Below are 15,297 nucleotides of genomic sequence, written 5' to 3'. Positions count from 1 at the left end.
GCTCCCACTTTCCTGTCTCCAATCTTTCATCGTCTTGCCATCTCTCTGACGCGTTACTATCTTTTTTTTGTAATAAAAAAGTTATTTTTCTGTAATTCGAGCATGTCATGTTACCCCCGCGAACATAAAACGCGTGAAATCGCGCATCTGGAACAACAAGAGAGATAACCGATGATATCGTTACGACATACAGCTTTAGGACTGGCGCTCAGCCTGGCATGTGCTGGTCAGGCGTTGGCAGTAACTACCATCCCGTTCTGGCATTCCATGGAAGGGGAGTTGGGTAAAGAAGTTGATTCTCTGGCGCAACGTTTCAATGAGGCCAACCCGGATTACAAAATTACCCCGGTGTACAAAGGCAACTACGAGCAGAGTCTGAGCGCGGGCATCGCCGCATTCCGTACCGGTAATGCCCCGGCGATCCTTCAGGTTTATGAAGTCGGTACCGCAACGATGATGGCCTCCAAAGCCATTAAACCGGTTTATCAGGTGTTTACCGATGCGGGCATTAAGTTTGATGAATCGCAGTTCGTTCCCACCGTTTCGGGTTACTACACCGACTCAAAGAGCGGCCATCTGCTCTCTCAACCGTTTAACAGCTCCACGCCAGTGCTGTACTACAACAAAGACGCCTTCAAAAAAGCCGGCTTAGATCCGGAGCAGCCGCCGAAAACCTGGCAGGAGCTGGCGGCATATACCGATAAGCTGAAAGCGGCAGAGATGAAATGCGGCTACGCCAGCGGCTGGCAGGGCTGGATTCAGATTGAAAACTTCAGCGCCTGGCATGGCCTGCCGGTGGCGACCCAAAATAACGGTTTTGACGGTACCAATGCGGTTCTGGAATTCAACAAGCCGGAGCAGGTGAAGCATATCGCCATGCTCGAAGCGATGAACAAGAAAGGCGATTTCAGCTACTTCGGACGTAAAGACGAGTCCACCGAGAAGTTCTATAACGGTGATTGCGCGATAACTACCGCCTCTTCCGGTTCACTGGCCGATATTCGTCAGTATGCCAAATTCAACTACGGCGTGGGCATGATGCCGTATGACGCCGACGTGAAAGGCGCGCCGCAGAACGCCATCATCGGCGGGGCCAGCCTGTGGGTGATGCAGGGCAAAGATAAGGAAACCTATACCGGGGTGGCGAAATTCCTCGAGTATCTGGCAAAACCGGAAATCGCGGCGGAATGGCATCAGAAAACCGGCTATCTGCCGATCACCACCGCCGCTTACGACCTGACCCGTCAGCAGGGCTTCTATGACAAGAACCCAGGCGCGGATATTGCGACCCGCCAGATGCTGAACAAGCCGCCGTTGCCGTTCACCAAAGGGCTGCGTCTGGGCAACATGCCGCAGATCCGTACCATTGTGGACGAGGAGCTGGAGAGCGTGTGGACCGGTAAGAAAACGCCACAGCAGGCGCTGGATTCAGCGGTTGAGCGTGGTAACCAGCTGCTGCGTCGTTTTGAGCAGTCGACTAAGTCGTAAGGTACAGATGCCGGAAGGTTCCCCCGGCGGCGTTGAGCCTGCCGGGGCGATCGCGTGAAGTCGCCCGGATACGGCGCCTGCGCCGCCATCCGGGACGTTATCCGGCATCGTTAAGCAAAAGAGTAACCTCATGTCATCATCCCGTCCGGTATTCCGCTCGCGTTGGCTGCCTTATATGCTGGTCGCGCCGCAGCTGATTATCACCATTATTTTCTTTATCTGGCCCGCCGGCGAAGCGCTGTGGTATTCGCTGCAGAGCGTCGATCCATTTGGCCTTTCCAGCCAGTTTGTCGGCCTGGACAACTTCGTTACGCTGTTCCACGACCCGTACTATCTGGACTCATTCTGGACCACCATCAAGTTCAGCAGCCTGGTCACCTTCAGCGGGCTGATCATTTCGCTGTTCTTTGCCGCGCTGGTTGACTATGTGGTGCGCGGCAGCCGCTTCTATCAAACGCTGATGCTGCTGCCCTACGCCGTGGCGCCGGCGGTGGCGGCGGTGCTATGGATTTTCCTCTTTAACCCCGGGCGCGGGTTGATCACCCACTTCCTCGCTGAGATGGGCTACGACTGGAACCATGCGCAGCACAGCGGTCAGGCGATGTTTCTCGTGGTGTTTGCGTCGGTATGGAAACAGATTAGCTATAACTTCTTGTTTTTCTTCGCTGCATTGCAATCTATTCCGCGCTCGCTGGTGGAAGCCGCGGCAATTGACGGCGCCGGGCCGATTCGCCGCTTCTTTAAGCTGGCGCTACCGCTGATTGCGCCGGTCAGCTTCTTCCTGCTGGTGGTCAACCTGGTGTATGCCTTCTTTGATACCTTCCCGGTGATCGATGCGGCCACCGCGGGCGGTCCGGTACAGGCTACCACCACCTTGATTTATAAGATCTATCGCGAAGGTTTCGCCGGGCTCGATCTCTCTGCTTCCGCCGCTCAGTCGGTAGTGCTGATGTTGCTGGTGATCGTGCTGACGGTCGTTCAGTTCCGCTACGTTGAAAGTAAGGTGCGCTACCAATGATCGAGAACCGTCGCGGGCTGACGATTTTCAGCCACACCATGCTGATTGCCGGGATTGCCGTGATCCTGTTCCCGCTGTATGTCGCCTTTGTCGCGGCGACCCTGGATAACACGGCGGTCTTTGAGACGCCGATGACGTTAATTCCCGGCGGACACCTGCTGGAGAATATGGCCACTATCTGGACCCAGGGGGTCGGAGCCAACAGCGCGCCGTTCTGGCTGATGATGCTGAACAGCTTCATCATGGCGTTTGGCATCACGGTGGGGAAAATCGTGGTGTCGATGCTCTCCGCATTCGCCATCGTCTGGTTCCGCTTTCCGCTGCGTAATCTGTTCTTCTGGATGATCTTTATCACCCTGATGCTGCCGGTTGAAGTGCGTATTTTTCCCACGGTGGAAGTGATCGCCAATCTGAAAATGCTCGACAGCTACGCCGGGCTGACGCTGCCGCTGATGGCCTCGGCGACCGCCACCTTCCTGTTTCGTCAGTTCTTTATGACGCTGCCGGACGAACTGATTGAGGCGGCGCGTATCGATGGCGCTTCACCGATGCGCTTTTTCCGCGACATCGTGCTGCCGCTGTCGAAAACCAATCTGGCGGCGCTGTTTGTGATCACCTTTATCTACGGCTGGAACCAGTATCTGTGGCCGTTGTTGATTATTCAGGACGTCAATCTTGGCACCGCGGTGGCGGGTATCAAAGGCATGATCGCCACCGGCGAAGGCACCACGCAGTGGAATCAGGTGATGGCCGCGATGCTGCTGACGCTGATTCCCCCGGTCGTTATCGTTTTAGCCATGCAGCGGGCGTTTGTGCGTGGTTTAGTGGACAGTGAGAAATAAAATGGCAGGTTTAAAACTACAGGCTGTAACCAAAAGCTGGGACGGCAAAACCCAGGTGATTCAACCGCTGACGCTGGACGTCGCGGACGGGGAATTCATCGTCATGGTCGGGCCGTCCGGCTGCGGCAAATCAACGCTACTGCGCATGGTGGCCGGGCTTGAGCGGGTGACCAGCGGCGATATCTGGATTAACCGCCAGCGCGTCACCGAGATGGAGCCGAAGGATCGCGGTATCGCGATGGTGTTCCAGAACTACGCCCTCTATCCGCACATGAGCGTGGAAGAGAACATGGCCTGGGGGCTCAAAATCCGCGGGATGGGCAAAGGCCTGATCGCCGAGCGGGTGCAGGAAGCGGCGCGGATTCTGGAGCTGGACGGCCTGCTCAAGCGCCGCCCGCGCGAGCTCTCCGGCGGCCAGCGTCAGCGCGTGGCAATGGGCCGCGCGATTGTCCGCGACCCGGCGGTATTCCTGTTTGATGAACCGCTGTCAAACCTCGATGCCAAGCTGCGCGTGCAGATGCGCCTCGAACTTCAGCAACTGCATCGCCGGTTGAAAACCACCTCGCTGTACGTGACGCACGATCAGGTAGAAGCCATGACTCTTGCCCAGCGGGTGATGGTGATGAATAAAGGCGTTGCCGAACAGATCGGCACGCCGGTGGACGTTTACGAAAAACCGGCCAGCCGCTTCGTTGCCAGCTTTATCGGCAGCCCGGCGATGAACCTGCTGGAAGGGCGTATCAGCGCAGATGGTCGTCGTTTTGAACTGGAAGGCGGCCTGCGTTTACCTATCGATGGCGAGCATCGCCGCCATGCCGGGCGTAAGATGACGCTAGGTATCCGTCCGGAGCATTTTGCATTAAGCTCCCAGGTGGAAGGTGGCGTACCGCTGGTGATGGATACGCTGGAAATTTTAGGTGCCGATAACCTGGCCCACGGGCGCTGGGGCGAGCAGAAACTGGTGGTCAGACTGCCTCACCAGCAGCGTCCGTCAGCGGGCAGCACGCTGTGGCTGCATCTGCCGGAGGATCATCTGCACCTCTTTGATGGTGAAACAGGACAACGCGCATGAGTGACTGGCCTTATCCCCACATCGTCGCCCATCGTGGCGGCGGTAAACTGGCCCCGGAAAACACCCTGGCGGCGATCGATGTTGGCGCGCGTTTCGGTCATACGATGATCGAGTTTGACGCCAAGCTGTCGAAAGACGGGCAAATCTTTTTGCTCCACGACGACCATCTGGATCGCACCAGCAACGGCTGGGGCATCGCGGGTGAACTGACGTGGAACGAGCTGCTGAAAGCGGATGCCGGAAGCTGGTATAGCCACCAGTTCAAAGGCGAGCCGCTGCCGCTGCTCTCCGCGGTGGCACAACGTTGCCGCCAGCACGGCATGATGGCGAATATTGAAATCAAGCCCACCACCGGCACCGCTCCGCTGACCGGTAAAGCGGTGGCGCTGGCGGCTCGTGAGCTGTGGCAGGGCATGACGCCGCCGCTGCTCTCATCGTTTGAGATTGACGCTCTGGAGGCGGCGCAGCACGCCGTACCCGAGCTGCCGCGCGGGCTGTTGCTGGATGAGTGGCGTGAGGACTGGCGCGAGTTAACCGCCCGCCTGGGCTGCGTCTCTATCCACCTTAACCATAAGCTGCTGGATGAGGCGCGCGTGGCGACCCTGAAGGCCGCGGGTCTGCGCATCCTCGTTTATACCGTCAATAAACCCCAGCGCGCCGCTGAACTGTTGCGCTGGGGAGTGGACTGTATCTGCACCGACGCGATTGACCTTATTGGCCCGCACTTCCAACCCTGAGCCGCCGGCAAACGGCCCCGCTACGGGGTCGTCTGCCGTGGCAACATGCCGCCGTTGGGATTCGGCAGCGCCTGCTGTGACGAATTCAAATTGCCGCTCTGCTGGACCCGCTGCTGATTGTTATTCAGCTGGGTCTGCAGATGCTGCTGCTGGGCGCGCGTCTGGTTCTGCATATCCTGCTTAAGCATGCTTTGGTGCTGCTGTTGCTGGACCTGCATCTGATTTTGCATCCGCTGCTGGCTGGGGACGACGTACCCCGGCTGGTTAGGGTTATTGGTGGTATTGAGCGGCTGCGCCAGAAGGCTAAGCGGCATCAGCGCCGCCAGAAATAAGCGTGCTTTCATTATTCTCTCCTCCCGTGCGTGGGATCACTTAAGTGTACTTCCTTTCCGGCATAACAATGATTTTTTAGGACTTATCAACCAGGCTTATGCGGGGATAAAAACACATTTCAGGAGTAAGACAATGATAAAAGCACATTCCTGGCGTCAGGTGGTCATCGCTGTTTTGCTGGCCGGCGGCAGTTTTACCGTCGCGGCCGCGCCCGTCCCGCCTCCCGTCTCCTACGGCGTAGAAGAAGATGTCTTTCATCCGGTCCGCGCCCGGCAGGGAATGGTCGCCTCGGTGGATGCGACGGCCACCCGGGTGGGCGTCGATATTTTGCGCCAGGGGGGGAATGCCGTCGATGCGGCGGTAGCCGTGGGCTACGCGCTGGCGGTCACCCACCCGCAGGCCGGTAATATTGGCGGCGGCGGTTTTATGATGCTGCGGACCAAAGACGGGCACACCACCGCCATCGATTTTCGCGAAATGGCGCCGGAGCAGGCAACCCGGGATATGTTCCTCGACGATCAGGGGAACCCCGATAGCAAAAAATCGCTGACCTCGCACCTGGCCTCCGGTACGCCGGGTACCGTCGCAGGCTTCTCTCTGGCGCTGGAAAAATACGGCACCATGCCGCTTAACAAAGTGATCCGTCCGGCAATCAAGCTGGCGGAAGAGGGCTTCACGGTGAACGATGCGTTGGCCGACGATCTGAAGACCTACGGCAGCGAAGTGCTGCCGAACCACCCGAACAGCAAAGCCATCTTCTGGAAAAACGGTGAGCCGCTGAAAAAAGGCGACAAACTGGTACAGAAGCAACTGGGGAAAAGTCTCGAGCTGATCGCGGAACACGGCCCGGATGCTTTTTATAAAGGGGCGATAGCCGATCAGATAGCCGATGAGATGCAGAAAAACGGCGGGCTAATAACGCGGGCCGACCTCGCGGGCTATCAGGCGGTCGAGCGCATGCCGATCGGCGGCGAGTACCGTGGCTATCAGGTATTCTCGATGCCGCCGCCCTCTTCCGGGGGGATCCATATCGTGCAGATCCTCAATATCCTCGAAAACTTCGATATGCATAAATACGGCTTCGGCAGCGCAGACGCCATGCAGGTGATGGCGGAAGCCGAAAAACATGCCTATGCCGACCGCTCGGAGTATCTCGGCGATCCGGACTTTGTCAAAGTGCCGTGGCAGGCGCTGACCAACAAAGCCTACGCCAAATCGATTGCCGAACAGATTGATATCAATAAAGCGAAGCCTTCAAGCCAGATCCGTCCCGGTAAGCTGGCGCCGTATGAAAGTAACCAGACCACCCATTTCTCGGTGGTGGATAAAGACGGTAACGCGGTGGCGGTCACCTATACGCTGAATACCACCTTCGGAACCGGTATTGTGGCCGGTAATTCCGGGATACTGATGAATAACCAGATGGATGACTTCTCGGCAAAACCCGGCGTCCCGAACGTTTACGGACTGGTGGGCGGCGATGCCAACGCCGTGGGGCCGAAAAAACGCCCGCTGTCGTCAATGTCGCCGACCATCGTGGTGAAAGATGGCAAAACCTGGCTGGTCACCGGGAGCCCGGGCGGTAGCCGTATTATCACCACCGTGCTGCAGATGGTGGTCAACAGTATCGATTTCGGGATGAACGTCGCGGAAGCGACCAACGCGCCGCGCTTCCATCACCAGTGGCTGCCGGATGAGCTGTGGGTAGAGAAGGGCTTTAGCCCGGATACGCTGAAGCTGCTGGGAGAAAGGGGGCAGAAAGTGGCGGTGAAGGAGGCGATGGGCAGCACCCAGAGCATTATGGTGGGCCCGGACGGGACGCTGTACGGGGCGTCAGACCCGCGTTCACCGGATGATTTAACCGCCGGATACTAGCTTCTCTGCCGATCTCGCCCCTTCCCGTCGGGGAGGGGGCGATTCTGCCGCGGATCCCGCCTTTATGATCTGAGCCGCGCCATAAAGTAAGCGTCGACGTACTCGCCGTTGCGCAGCGCGTAGTTTCGTCCCGTGCCCTCAACGGTAAACCCGTGCTTGCGGTAGACGGCAACGGCGGCGGCGTTATCGACAAACACCGTTAATTCAATACGTTCAACCCGCAGCCAGTTATCGCACAGATTAATCATCTCGCGCATCAGCGCGCTGCCTACGCCGCGACCGTGAAATGGCGCCGCGACGCTCATGCCAAAGGTGGCGACGTGGCTGCGCCGCGGCCGGGGTTCAACGCTCAGCATCAGATGGCCGGCGACCTGCTCATCGAGGGTCGCCACCAGATGGTGGCTGTGAGGTTTCGGCTGCAGGCGCTCCTGCCACATTTCCATGGCAGGATGGGGAAGTTGTAGCGTGTCGTGATAGACCTCCGGGTGCGCAGTCAGCTGACGTAAGGGTTCTGCATCGCGCGGTTCGGCGTGGCGTATCACAATTTCACTCATTCTTCTTCTCCTTAGCGCCTGCGCGGCAGGCCTGGTACGCTCAATAGTCTCTTTAAACATTCCTGACTTTAAAAAACGCGTCAACGCCTAATTTTTGCAAAAAGAGGTAGACAAGTGCGAATGAGAATGATTATTATTGTCCTGCATTCAGGGAGACCCTTGCGGAAAGCCTGAAAGCACGACATTGCTCACATTGCTTCCAGTATTACTTTAGCCAGCCAGGTGCTGGCTTTTTTTTTGCTTTTTTTCGCCGATCGTTTTCCGCCATCTTTAATGGGTTAAGAGTTAAGTTCATCGCCGGGGTGCGCTATGGTTAGCAGCAGAAACCTCAACTAAGGACTGCGTTATGACTCTGCACTGCGCATTTATTGGATTCGGCAAAAGCACCACCCGCTACCATCTTCCTTACGTTCTGCACCGCAAAGACCGCTGGCATGTCGCCCATATCTATCGCCGTAGCGCGAAGCCGGAAGAGCAGGCGCCGCAATACTCGCACATCCACTTCACCAGCGATCTCGACGAGGTACTTAATGACCCGCAGGTCAGCCTGGTGATTGTCTGCACCCATGCGGACAGCCACTTTGCCTATGCCAGGCGGGCGCTGGAAGCCGGCAAAAACGTGCTGGTGGAAAAACCGTTTACGCCGACGCTTGCAGAGGCGAAAACGCTGTTCGCCCTGGCGAAGAGCAAAGGTCTGACGGTAACGCCATACCAGAACCGCCGCTTTGACTCCTGCTTTCTGACCACCAAAAAGGTGATTGAAAGCGGCAAGCTGGGAGAGATCGTCGAGGTGGAAAGCCATTTCGATCTCTATCGTCCGGTGGCGGAAACCCAGCCGGGATTGCCGCAGGATGGTGCCTTTTATGGTCTGGGCGTACACACGATGGATCAGATCATCTCGTTATTCGGCCGCCCGGACCGCGTGGCCTATGACATCCGCAGCCTGCGGAACAAAGCCAACCCGGATGATACGTTTGAAGCGCAGCTGTTCTACGGTGACCTGAAGGCCATCGTCAAAACCAGCCACCTGGTTAAGCTGGAGTACCCGAAATTTATCGTCCACGGCCATAAAGGTTCGTTTATCAAATACGGCATCGATCGGCAGGAAACCAGCCTGAAAGCCAATATTATGCCGGGTGAAGCGGGCTTTGCGGCGGATGACAGCGTCGGCGTGCTGGAATATGTGGATGAGAGCGGCGTCAGCGTGCGGGAAGAGATCCGCGTCGAGCCGGGGGACTATGGTCGCGTTTATGATTCCCTGTATGAGACCCTCGTCAACGGCCGGCAAAATTACGTCAAGGAATCTGACGTTCTCACCAATATGGAGATCCTGGAACGCGGCTTTGAACAGCCCTCTCCGGCGACGATAACCCTCGATAAATAAGCCTCTTTGGCTCCTCTGTGGTTGTTCATATTTTTTGAACAGAGGAGTCAATTTTCACCCTCTATGATCGGCAACGGATTGCGTCCACACTTATTCCATCGAAAACATACGGGGGTGAAAGATGATCTATTTACGTAAAGCTAACGAACGCGGCCACGCAAATCATGGCTGGCTGGATTCCTGGCATACTTTCTCTTTTGCGAACTATTACGATCCGAACTTCATGGGCTTTTCTGCGCTGCGGGTGATCAACGATGACGTGATCGACGCCGGCCAGGGATTCGGGACTCACCCGCACAAAGACATGGAAATCCTGACCTATGTGCTGGAAGGGGCGGTTGAGCACCAGGATAGTATGGGCAACAAAGAGCAGGTTCCGGCAGGTGAGTTCCAGATCATGAGCGCGGGGACCGGGGTGCGTCACTCGGAATACAACCCGAGCAGCACTGACCGTCTGCGCCTGTATCAGATCTGGATTATGCCTGAAGAAAATGGCATCGCCCCGCGCTACGAGCAGCGCCGCTTCGATGCCCTGCAGGGTAAACAGCTGGTGCTGTCACCGGATGCGCGTGAAGGCTCGCTGAAAGTACACCAGGATATGGAGCTGTACCGCTGGGCGCTGCTGAAAGATGAACAATCGGTGCACCAGATTGCCGCGGAACGTCGCGTATGGATTCAGGTGGTGAAAGGCGAAGTGACCATCAACGGCACCAAAGCGACCACCAGCGATGGCCTGGCGATTTGGGATGAGCAGGCGATTTCGGTTCACGCCGATAGCGATAGCGAAATTCTGCTTTTCGATCTGCCGCCGGTCTAAATAAATTGCGCAACCCGGCCTAATCATTAGGCCGGGTTGCGCTTTGTCCGTGATAAACTGGGAGAATGTCTCCCCTTTATCCCAGTCAGGACGATGAAAAAGAAAAGACCCGTACTTCAGGATGTAGCCGATCTTGTCGGCGTGACCAAAATGACGGTCAGTCGCTTTTTGCGTAACCCGGAACAGGTTTCCGAGGCCCTGCGTGGCAAGATTGCCGTTGCTCTCGATGAACTGGGTTATATTCCCAATCGCGCGCCTGATATCCTCTCCAATGCCACCAGTCGCGCCATCGGCGTGCTGTTGCCTTCGTTAACCAACCAGGTCTTCTCGGAAGTGCTGCGCGGTATTGAAAGCGTCACCGACGCCTTTGGCTATCAAACGATGCTGGCGCACTACGGCTATAAGCCGGAAATGGAAGAGAAACGCCTTGAATCCATGCTCTCATGGAACATCGACGGCCTGATCCTCACCGAACGCACCCACACGCCGCGCACGCTGAAAATGATCGAAGTTGCCGGGATCCCGGTTGTCGAGCTGATGGACAGCCAGTCGCCGTGTCTCGATATTGCCGTTGGCTTTGATAACTTCGAAGCCGCGCGGCAGATGACCGCGGCGATTATTGCCCGCGGCCATCGCCATGTGGCCTATCTGGGCGCGCGTCTTGATGAACGTACTATCATCAAGCAGAAGGGGTATGAGCAGGCGATGCTCGATGCCGGCATGACGCCGTACAGCGTGATGGTCGAGCAATCGTCCTCCTACTCGTCGGGGATTGAGCTGATGCGCCAGGCGCGTCGCGAATACCCGCAGCTTGACGGAATTTTCTGCACCAACGATGACCTTGCGGTGGGCGCCGCCTTTGAGTGCCAGCGCCTGGGGCTGAAAATTCCGGATGATATGGCGATTGCCGGTTTCCACGGCCATGATATTGGTCAGGTGATGGAGCCGCGTCTGGCCAGCGTGCTGACCCCGCGTGAGCGGATGGGGCGCATCGGCGCCGAACGTCTGCTGGCGCGTATTCGTGGTGAAGCGGTGATGCCTAAGATGTTAGATTTAGGTTTCACATTGTCACCGGGTGGATCTATTTAAACTGACAAGTTTGAAGTAGATCACACATATTCACTTCTGGCACGAATGGTGATTGCTAATCCCTAAGTCCGGCATGACAATGTTACCGATAACAGTTACCCGTAACAATCAACCTGTAGGCGGCATTTCACGCTGTATCACTGCAGCCGGAAGCGCCTCGCGTATGTGTCCAGTGGGAGGAAGCTTTGAGCACGATTAACCATGATCACCACGTCTATGTCCTGATGGGCGTTTCCGGCAGTGGTAAATCCGCTGTCGCCAGCGAAGTGGCGCATCAGCTGCATGCCGCGTTTCTCGATGGTGACTTTCTGCATCCGCGTAGCAATATCAATAAGATGGCATCCGGCGAGGCGTTAAACGATGACGACCGCACGCCGTGGCTGCAGGCGCTGAACGATGCCGCGTTTGCCATGCAGCGGACCAATAAAGTCTCGCTGATCGTCTGCTCGGCGCTGAAAAAGAGCTATCGCGACATTCTGCGCAAGGGCAATCCAAACCTCTCTTTCATCTACCTGAAAGGGGATTTCGACCTGATCGAAAGCCGTCTGAAGGCGCGAAAAGGGCATTTCTTCAAAACCCAGATGCTGGTGACGCAGTTTGAAACGCTGCAGGAACCGGGTGCAGACGAAGGCGATGTATTAATCGTCGATATTGATCAGCCGCTGGAAGGCGTGGTCGCGAGCACCATTGAGGTGATCAACAAAGGCAGTAACTAGTGAGTACATTAACGCTTGTTTTAACGGCAGTCGGCTCCGTTTTGCTGCTGCTGTTTTTAGTCATGAAGGCGCGTATGCATGCTTTCGTGGCTTTGATGGTGGTTTCTATTGGCGCAGGCCTCTTTTCCGGCATGCCGTTGGATAAAATCGCAGCGACGATGGAAAAAGGGATGGGCGGTACGCTGGGCTTTCTGGCGATCGTCGTGGCGCTGGGGGCGATGTTCGGCAAGATTCTTCATGAGACCGGCGCTGTCGATCAGATAGCCGTTAAGATGTTGAAATCTTTTGGCCACAGCCGCGCCCATTATGCTATTGGCCTCGCCGGGCTTATCTGCGCGCTGCCGCTGTTCTTCGAAGTGGCCATCGTGCTGCTGATTAGCGTGGCCTTCTCAATGGCGCGCCATACCGGCACCAACCTGGTGAAGCTGGTTATCCCGCTGTTCGCCGGCGTTGCGGCGGCCGCGGCATTCCTGCTGCCAGGGCCGGCGCCGATGCTGCTGGCATCGCAAATGCACGCCGACTTTGGCTGGATGATTCTGATTGGTCTGTGCGCGGCGATTCCGGGGATGATCATTGCCGGGCCGCTGTGGGGCAACTTTATCAGCCGCTACGTCGAGCTGCATATTCCTGATGATATTAGTGAGCCAAGCCTGGGCGAAGGCAAGATGCCGTCATTTGCCTTTAGTCTGTCGCTGATTCTGCTGCCGCTGGTGCTGGTCGGGCTGAAAACGATCGCCGCGCGCTTTGTGCTGGAGGGCTCCAGCGCCTACGAATGGTTCGAATTTATCGGCCATCCGTTTACCGCGATTCTGGTGGCGTGCCTGGTGGCGATTTACGGCCTGGCGGTTCGTCAGGGAATGGCAAAAGATCGGGTGATGGAAATCTGCGGCCATGCGCTGCAACCCGCGGGGATTATCCTGCTGGTTATCGGTGCGGGCGGAGTCTTTAAACAGGTGCTGGTTGACTCCGGCGTGGGCCCGGCCCTCGGCGAGGCGCTGACCGGTATGGGTCTGCCGATTGCAATTACCTGCTTCGTGCTGGCGGCCGCGGTCCGTATTATCCAGGGCTCGGCGACCGTCGCCTGCTTAACGGCCGTGGGTCTGGTTATGCCGGTGATTGAGCAGTTGAACTACAGCGGCGCGCAAATGGCGGCGCTCTCCATCTGTATCGCAGGCGGTTCGATCGTGGTGAGCCACGTGAACGATGCCGGTTTCTGGCTGTTCGGTAAGTTTACCGGCGCCACGGAAGCGCAGACGCTGAAAACCTGGACCATGATGGAAACGATCCTCGGCACCACCGGCGCCATCGTCGGCATGATTGCGTTTACGCTACTGAGCTAAACGCAGACGCCAGCAGCCCAGCCGTAGCATCGCGAGGCCGGGCTGATCTTCCCCGCGCAACAGGGGCGTAAAAACGCCCTGGTTGCGCGATACGACGAAAGACTTAATCCTCATAAGGCCCCGCTATGACTGGGGTTGGCTGTTTTTTTCAGCCTTGTGCAAATCGCAAAATTTCTCCGCTGTTCCATAATCCAGATCAACAAAATAGCGGCGGAAACGATTCCCTTCCTGATGCCAGTACCAATATTATTATTGTGGTTTTGCTGGGGCCGATGCCTGCAGAAGCTGCCTTAAATAAGTTGCTTTACTGATTGCCGGGCAATCATTGATTAATTTCACTTGCGACTTTAGCAGCATTTTGTAATGTGAAGGGCTAACCAGTAGGAAACTGGCTTGGCACAAACAGCACACATCTCCCAGGAAATACGTTATGAAAAATGTTGGTTTTATCGGCTGGCGCGGAATGGTCGGTTCTGTACTCATGCAACGCATGGTTGAAGAGCGCGACTTCGACGCCATTCGCCCTGTTTTTTTCTCCACCTCTCAGCTGGGGCAGCCTGCTCCATCCTTCGGTGGCAGCACCGGCGGCACGCTTCAGGATGCGTTTGATCTCGAAGCGCTGAAGGCGCTGGATATTATTGTGACCTGCCAGGGCGGCGATTATACCAATGACGTGTATCCGAAGCTGCGCGAGAGCGGCTGGCAGGGTTACTGGATTGATGCGGCCTCTTCGCTGCGCATGAAAGATGACGCGATCATTATTCTTGACCCGGTGAACCAGGACGTGATCACCGCCGGCCTGAATAACGGGGTGAAAACCTTTGTCGGCGGTAACTGTACCGTCAGCCTGATGCTGATGTCCCTCGGCGGCCTGTTCGCACAGGATCTTGTGGAGTGGGTCAGCGTGGCGACTTACCAGGCGGCATCCGGCGGTGGCGCGCGTCATATGCGTGAACTGCTGACCCAGATGGGTCAGTTGCATAGCCATGTCGCGAGCGAGCTGGCGAATCCGGCATCCGCCATTCTGGACATCGAACGCAAAGTGACCGCCCTGACCCGCAGCGGCGAGCTGGCGGTGGATAACTTTGGCGTGCCGCTGGCCGGCAGCCTGATCCCATGGATCGACAAACAGCTGGATAACGGCCAGAGCCGCGAAGAGTGGAAAGGCCAGGCGGAAACCAACAAGATTCTCGCCACCTCGTCAGTCATTCCGGTGGATGGCCTGTGTGTCCGCGTCGGCGCGCTGCGCTGCCACAGTCAGGCATTCACCATCAAACTGAAGAAAGATGTTTCTATCCCGACCGTTGAAGAACTGCTGGCGGCGCACAACCCGTGGGCCAAAGTGGTACCGAACGATCGCGACATCACCATGCGCGAGCTGACCCCGGCCGCCGTCACCGGCACCCTGACCACCCCGGTGGGGCGTCTGCGTAAGCTGAACATGGGGCCGGAGTATCTGTCGGCCTTCACCGTCGGCGACCAGCTGCTGTGGGGCGCTGCCGAGCCGCTGCGACGCATGTTGCGCCAGCTGGCCTGATAACTGGATGAACAAAAGGGGGTGTCTGACACCTCCTTTTTTTTGCGTAATACAAGGAGTACACGCGGATGTTTGATTTTTTCCCCCGGAGGTAAGACAGCCTTGGCTATGCTTTAAGTAAGGAACGACAACGTTTCCTTACCTGAAGGTGGGACGGAGCAGGAGGATGCACGGTGTGCTGCCCCGTTCAGGTCAAAAAAAGTCGCCAGATACAGGAAAGGGCGACACTTACAACAGGATGAAACCATGTCTAATCGTATCGATAGAGACGTGATTAATGCGCTTATCTCCGGCCATTTTGCGGATCCTTTTTCCGTGCTTGGCATGCACTCAACCGATGCTGGTCTGGAAGTGCGCGCATTATTACCCGATGCCACCGATGTATGGGTGATTGAACCGAAAACCGGGCGTAAAGTCGGCAAGCTCGAATGCCTCGACTCACGCGGATTCTTTAGCGGCGTTCTGCCGCGGCGAAAAAATGCTTTTCGCTACCAG

15 protein-coding genes and 1 pseudogene are annotated in these 15,297 nt (G+C 56.8%); 14 read left to right on the top strand and 2 right to left on the bottom strand.

Annotated features, from left to right (window positions below; genetic code table 11):
* Nucleotides 1–171 precede the first annotated feature (171 nt).
* From ugpB to ugpQ, 5 genes are all read left to right on the top strand, one after another.
* Complete coding sequence (gene ugpB, locus ACI2JR_RS24180) at nucleotides 172–1,488, top strand: sn-glycerol-3-phosphate ABC transporter substrate-binding protein UgpB (protein WP_462479650.1); 1,317 nt, start codon at nucleotides 172–174, stop codon at nucleotides 1,486–1,488.
* 130 nt (nucleotides 1,489–1,618) lie between these two features.
* A complete protein-coding gene (gene ugpA / locus ACI2JR_RS24175) occupies nucleotides 1,619–2,506 on the top strand; it encodes a sn-glycerol-3-phosphate ABC transporter permease UgpA (RefSeq protein ID WP_132729457.1) in 888 nt (295 codons plus the stop codon).
* Nucleotides 2,503–3,348: a sn-glycerol-3-phosphate ABC transporter permease UgpE gene (gene ugpE / locus ACI2JR_RS24170; RefSeq protein WP_132729458.1), complete on the top strand. Its 846-nt coding sequence runs from the start codon at nucleotides 2,503–2,505 to the stop codon at nucleotides 3,346–3,348. The genes ugpA and ugpE overlap by 4 nt, the downstream gene beginning before the upstream one ends.
* 1 nt (nucleotide 3,349) lies before the next feature.
* Nucleotides 3,350–4,420, top strand: a complete 1,071-nt coding sequence (locus ACI2JR_RS24165) for a sn-glycerol-3-phosphate import ATP-binding protein UgpC (protein ID WP_462479649.1) — start codon at nucleotides 3,350–3,352, stop codon at nucleotides 4,418–4,420.
* A complete protein-coding gene (gene ugpQ, locus ACI2JR_RS24160; RefSeq protein WP_132729460.1) occupies nucleotides 4,417–5,157 on the top strand; it encodes a glycerophosphodiester phosphodiesterase in 741 nt (246 codons plus the stop codon). The genes ACI2JR_RS24165 and ugpQ overlap by 4 nt, the downstream gene beginning before the upstream one ends.
* 20 nt (nucleotides 5,158–5,177) lie before the next feature.
* Here the strand turns inward: ugpQ and ACI2JR_RS24155 are convergent, their stop codons facing one another.
* Nucleotides 5,178–5,501, bottom strand: coding sequence for a DUF2756 family protein (locus tag ACI2JR_RS24155; protein ID WP_462479648.1), 324 nt, complete (start codon nucleotides 5,499–5,501; stop codon nucleotides 5,178–5,180).
* 121 nt (nucleotides 5,502–5,622) lie between these two features.
* On the opposite strand from ACI2JR_RS24155, the gene ggt reads away from it, so the two are divergent.
* On the top strand, nucleotides 5,623–7,365 hold the full coding sequence (gene ggt, locus ACI2JR_RS24150; protein WP_132729462.1) for a gamma-glutamyltransferase: 1,743 nt from the start codon (nucleotides 5,623–5,625) through the stop codon (nucleotides 7,363–7,365).
* A gap of 62 nt (nucleotides 7,366–7,427) precedes the next feature.
* Here the strand turns inward: ggt and yhhY are convergent, their stop codons facing one another.
* Nucleotides 7,428–7,907, bottom strand: a complete 480-nt coding sequence (gene yhhY, locus ACI2JR_RS24145; protein ID WP_165905714.1) for an N-acetyltransferase — start codon at nucleotides 7,905–7,907, stop codon at nucleotides 7,428–7,430.
* Between the two features lie 358 nt (nucleotides 7,908–8,265).
* Between yhhY and ACI2JR_RS24140 the strand changes: the two genes are divergently transcribed.
* The 8 genes and pseudogenes from ACI2JR_RS24140 to ACI2JR_RS24105 form a co-directional block, all read left to right on the top strand.
* Nucleotides 8,266–9,303, top strand: a complete 1,038-nt coding sequence (locus ACI2JR_RS24140) for an oxidoreductase (RefSeq protein WP_462479647.1) — start codon at nucleotides 8,266–8,268, stop codon at nucleotides 9,301–9,303.
* Between the two features lie 121 nt (nucleotides 9,304–9,424).
* The gene (gene yhhW, locus ACI2JR_RS24135) at nucleotides 9,425–10,120 is read left to right on the top strand and encodes a quercetin 2,3-dioxygenase (protein ID WP_132729465.1); all 696 of its coding nucleotides are present in this window, start codon (nucleotides 9,425–9,427) and stop codon (nucleotides 10,118–10,120) included.
* A 93-nt stretch (nucleotides 10,121–10,213) separates the two neighbouring features.
* Nucleotides 10,214–11,209, top strand: a complete 996-nt coding sequence (gene gntR, locus ACI2JR_RS24130; protein WP_132729466.1) for a gluconate operon transcriptional repressor GntR — start codon at nucleotides 10,214–10,216, stop codon at nucleotides 11,207–11,209.
* A gap of 185 nt (nucleotides 11,210–11,394) precedes the next feature.
* Entirely contained in the window at nucleotides 11,395–11,925 is a 531-nt protein-coding gene (gntK, locus tag ACI2JR_RS24125; protein WP_132729467.1) for a gluconokinase, read from the top strand.
* Complete coding sequence (gntU, locus tag ACI2JR_RS24120) at nucleotides 11,925–13,265, top strand: gluconate transporter (RefSeq protein ID WP_462479646.1); 1,341 nt, start codon at nucleotides 11,925–11,927, stop codon at nucleotides 13,263–13,265. Before gntK ends, gntU begins: the two co-directional genes overlap by 1 nt.
* A 125-nt stretch (nucleotides 13,266–13,390) precedes the next feature.
* Complete coding sequence (locus ACI2JR_RS24115; protein WP_132729469.1) at nucleotides 13,391–13,576, top strand: hypothetical protein; 186 nt, start codon at nucleotides 13,391–13,393, stop codon at nucleotides 13,574–13,576.
* A gap of 119 nt (nucleotides 13,577–13,695) precedes the next feature.
* Nucleotides 13,696–14,802 carry an aspartate-semialdehyde dehydrogenase gene (gene asd, locus ACI2JR_RS24110; protein ID WP_462479645.1) on the top strand — a complete coding sequence of 369 codons (1,107 nt, stop codon included), beginning with the start codon at nucleotides 13,696–13,698 and terminating at the stop codon, nucleotides 14,800–14,802.
* A gap of 246 nt (nucleotides 14,803–15,048) precedes the next feature.
* A pseudogene (locus tag ACI2JR_RS24105) lies at nucleotides 15,049–15,297 on the top strand (1,4-alpha-glucan branching enzyme); the annotation flags it as partial.

Source organism: Klebsiella sp. NPDC088457, from assembly GCF_044900465.1.
In the GTDB taxonomy this organism is placed as follows: domain Bacteria; phylum Pseudomonadota; class Gammaproteobacteria; order Enterobacterales; family Enterobacteriaceae; genus Klebsiella.
This window is presented reverse-complemented; position numbering and strand designations above follow the sequence as displayed.

Bases quoted from the DNA above. Each gene is read 5' to 3' on its own strand.
- ACI2JR_RS24165 (WP_462479649.1), top strand. From the start codon at position 3,350: ATGGCAGGTTTAAAACTACAGGCTGTAACCAAAAGCTGGGACGGCAAA.
- gntR (WP_132729466.1), top strand. From the start codon at position 10,214: ATGAAAAAGAAAAGACCCGTACTTCAGGATGTAGCCGATCTTGTCGGC.
- ugpA (WP_132729457.1), top strand. From the start codon at position 1,619: ATGTCATCATCCCGTCCGGTATTCCGCTCGCGTTGGCTGCCTTATATG.
- ACI2JR_RS24155 (WP_462479648.1), bottom strand. From the start codon at position 5,501: ATGAAAGCACGCTTATTTCTGGCGGCGCTGATGCCGCTTAGCCTTCTG.
- ugpE (WP_132729458.1), top strand. From the start codon at position 2,503: ATGATCGAGAACCGTCGCGGGCTGACGATTTTCAGCCACACCATGCTG.
- ugpQ (WP_132729460.1), top strand. From the start codon at position 4,417: ATGAGTGACTGGCCTTATCCCCACATCGTCGCCCATCGTGGCGGCGGT.
- ACI2JR_RS24140 (WP_462479647.1), top strand. From the start codon at position 8,266: ATGACTCTGCACTGCGCATTTATTGGATTCGGCAAAAGCACCACCCGC.
- yhhW (WP_132729465.1), top strand. From the start codon at position 9,425: ATGATCTATTTACGTAAAGCTAACGAACGCGGCCACGCAAATCATGGC.
- ugpB (WP_462479650.1), top strand. From the start codon at position 172: ATGATATCGTTACGACATACAGCTTTAGGACTGGCGCTCAGCCTGGCA.
- ACI2JR_RS24115 (WP_132729469.1), top strand. From the start codon at position 13,391: ATGACTGGGGTTGGCTGTTTTTTTCAGCCTTGTGCAAATCGCAAAATT.
- ggt (WP_132729462.1), top strand. From the start codon at position 5,623: ATGATAAAAGCACATTCCTGGCGTCAGGTGGTCATCGCTGTTTTGCTG.
- asd (WP_462479645.1), top strand. From the start codon at position 13,696: ATGAAAAATGTTGGTTTTATCGGCTGGCGCGGAATGGTCGGTTCTGTA.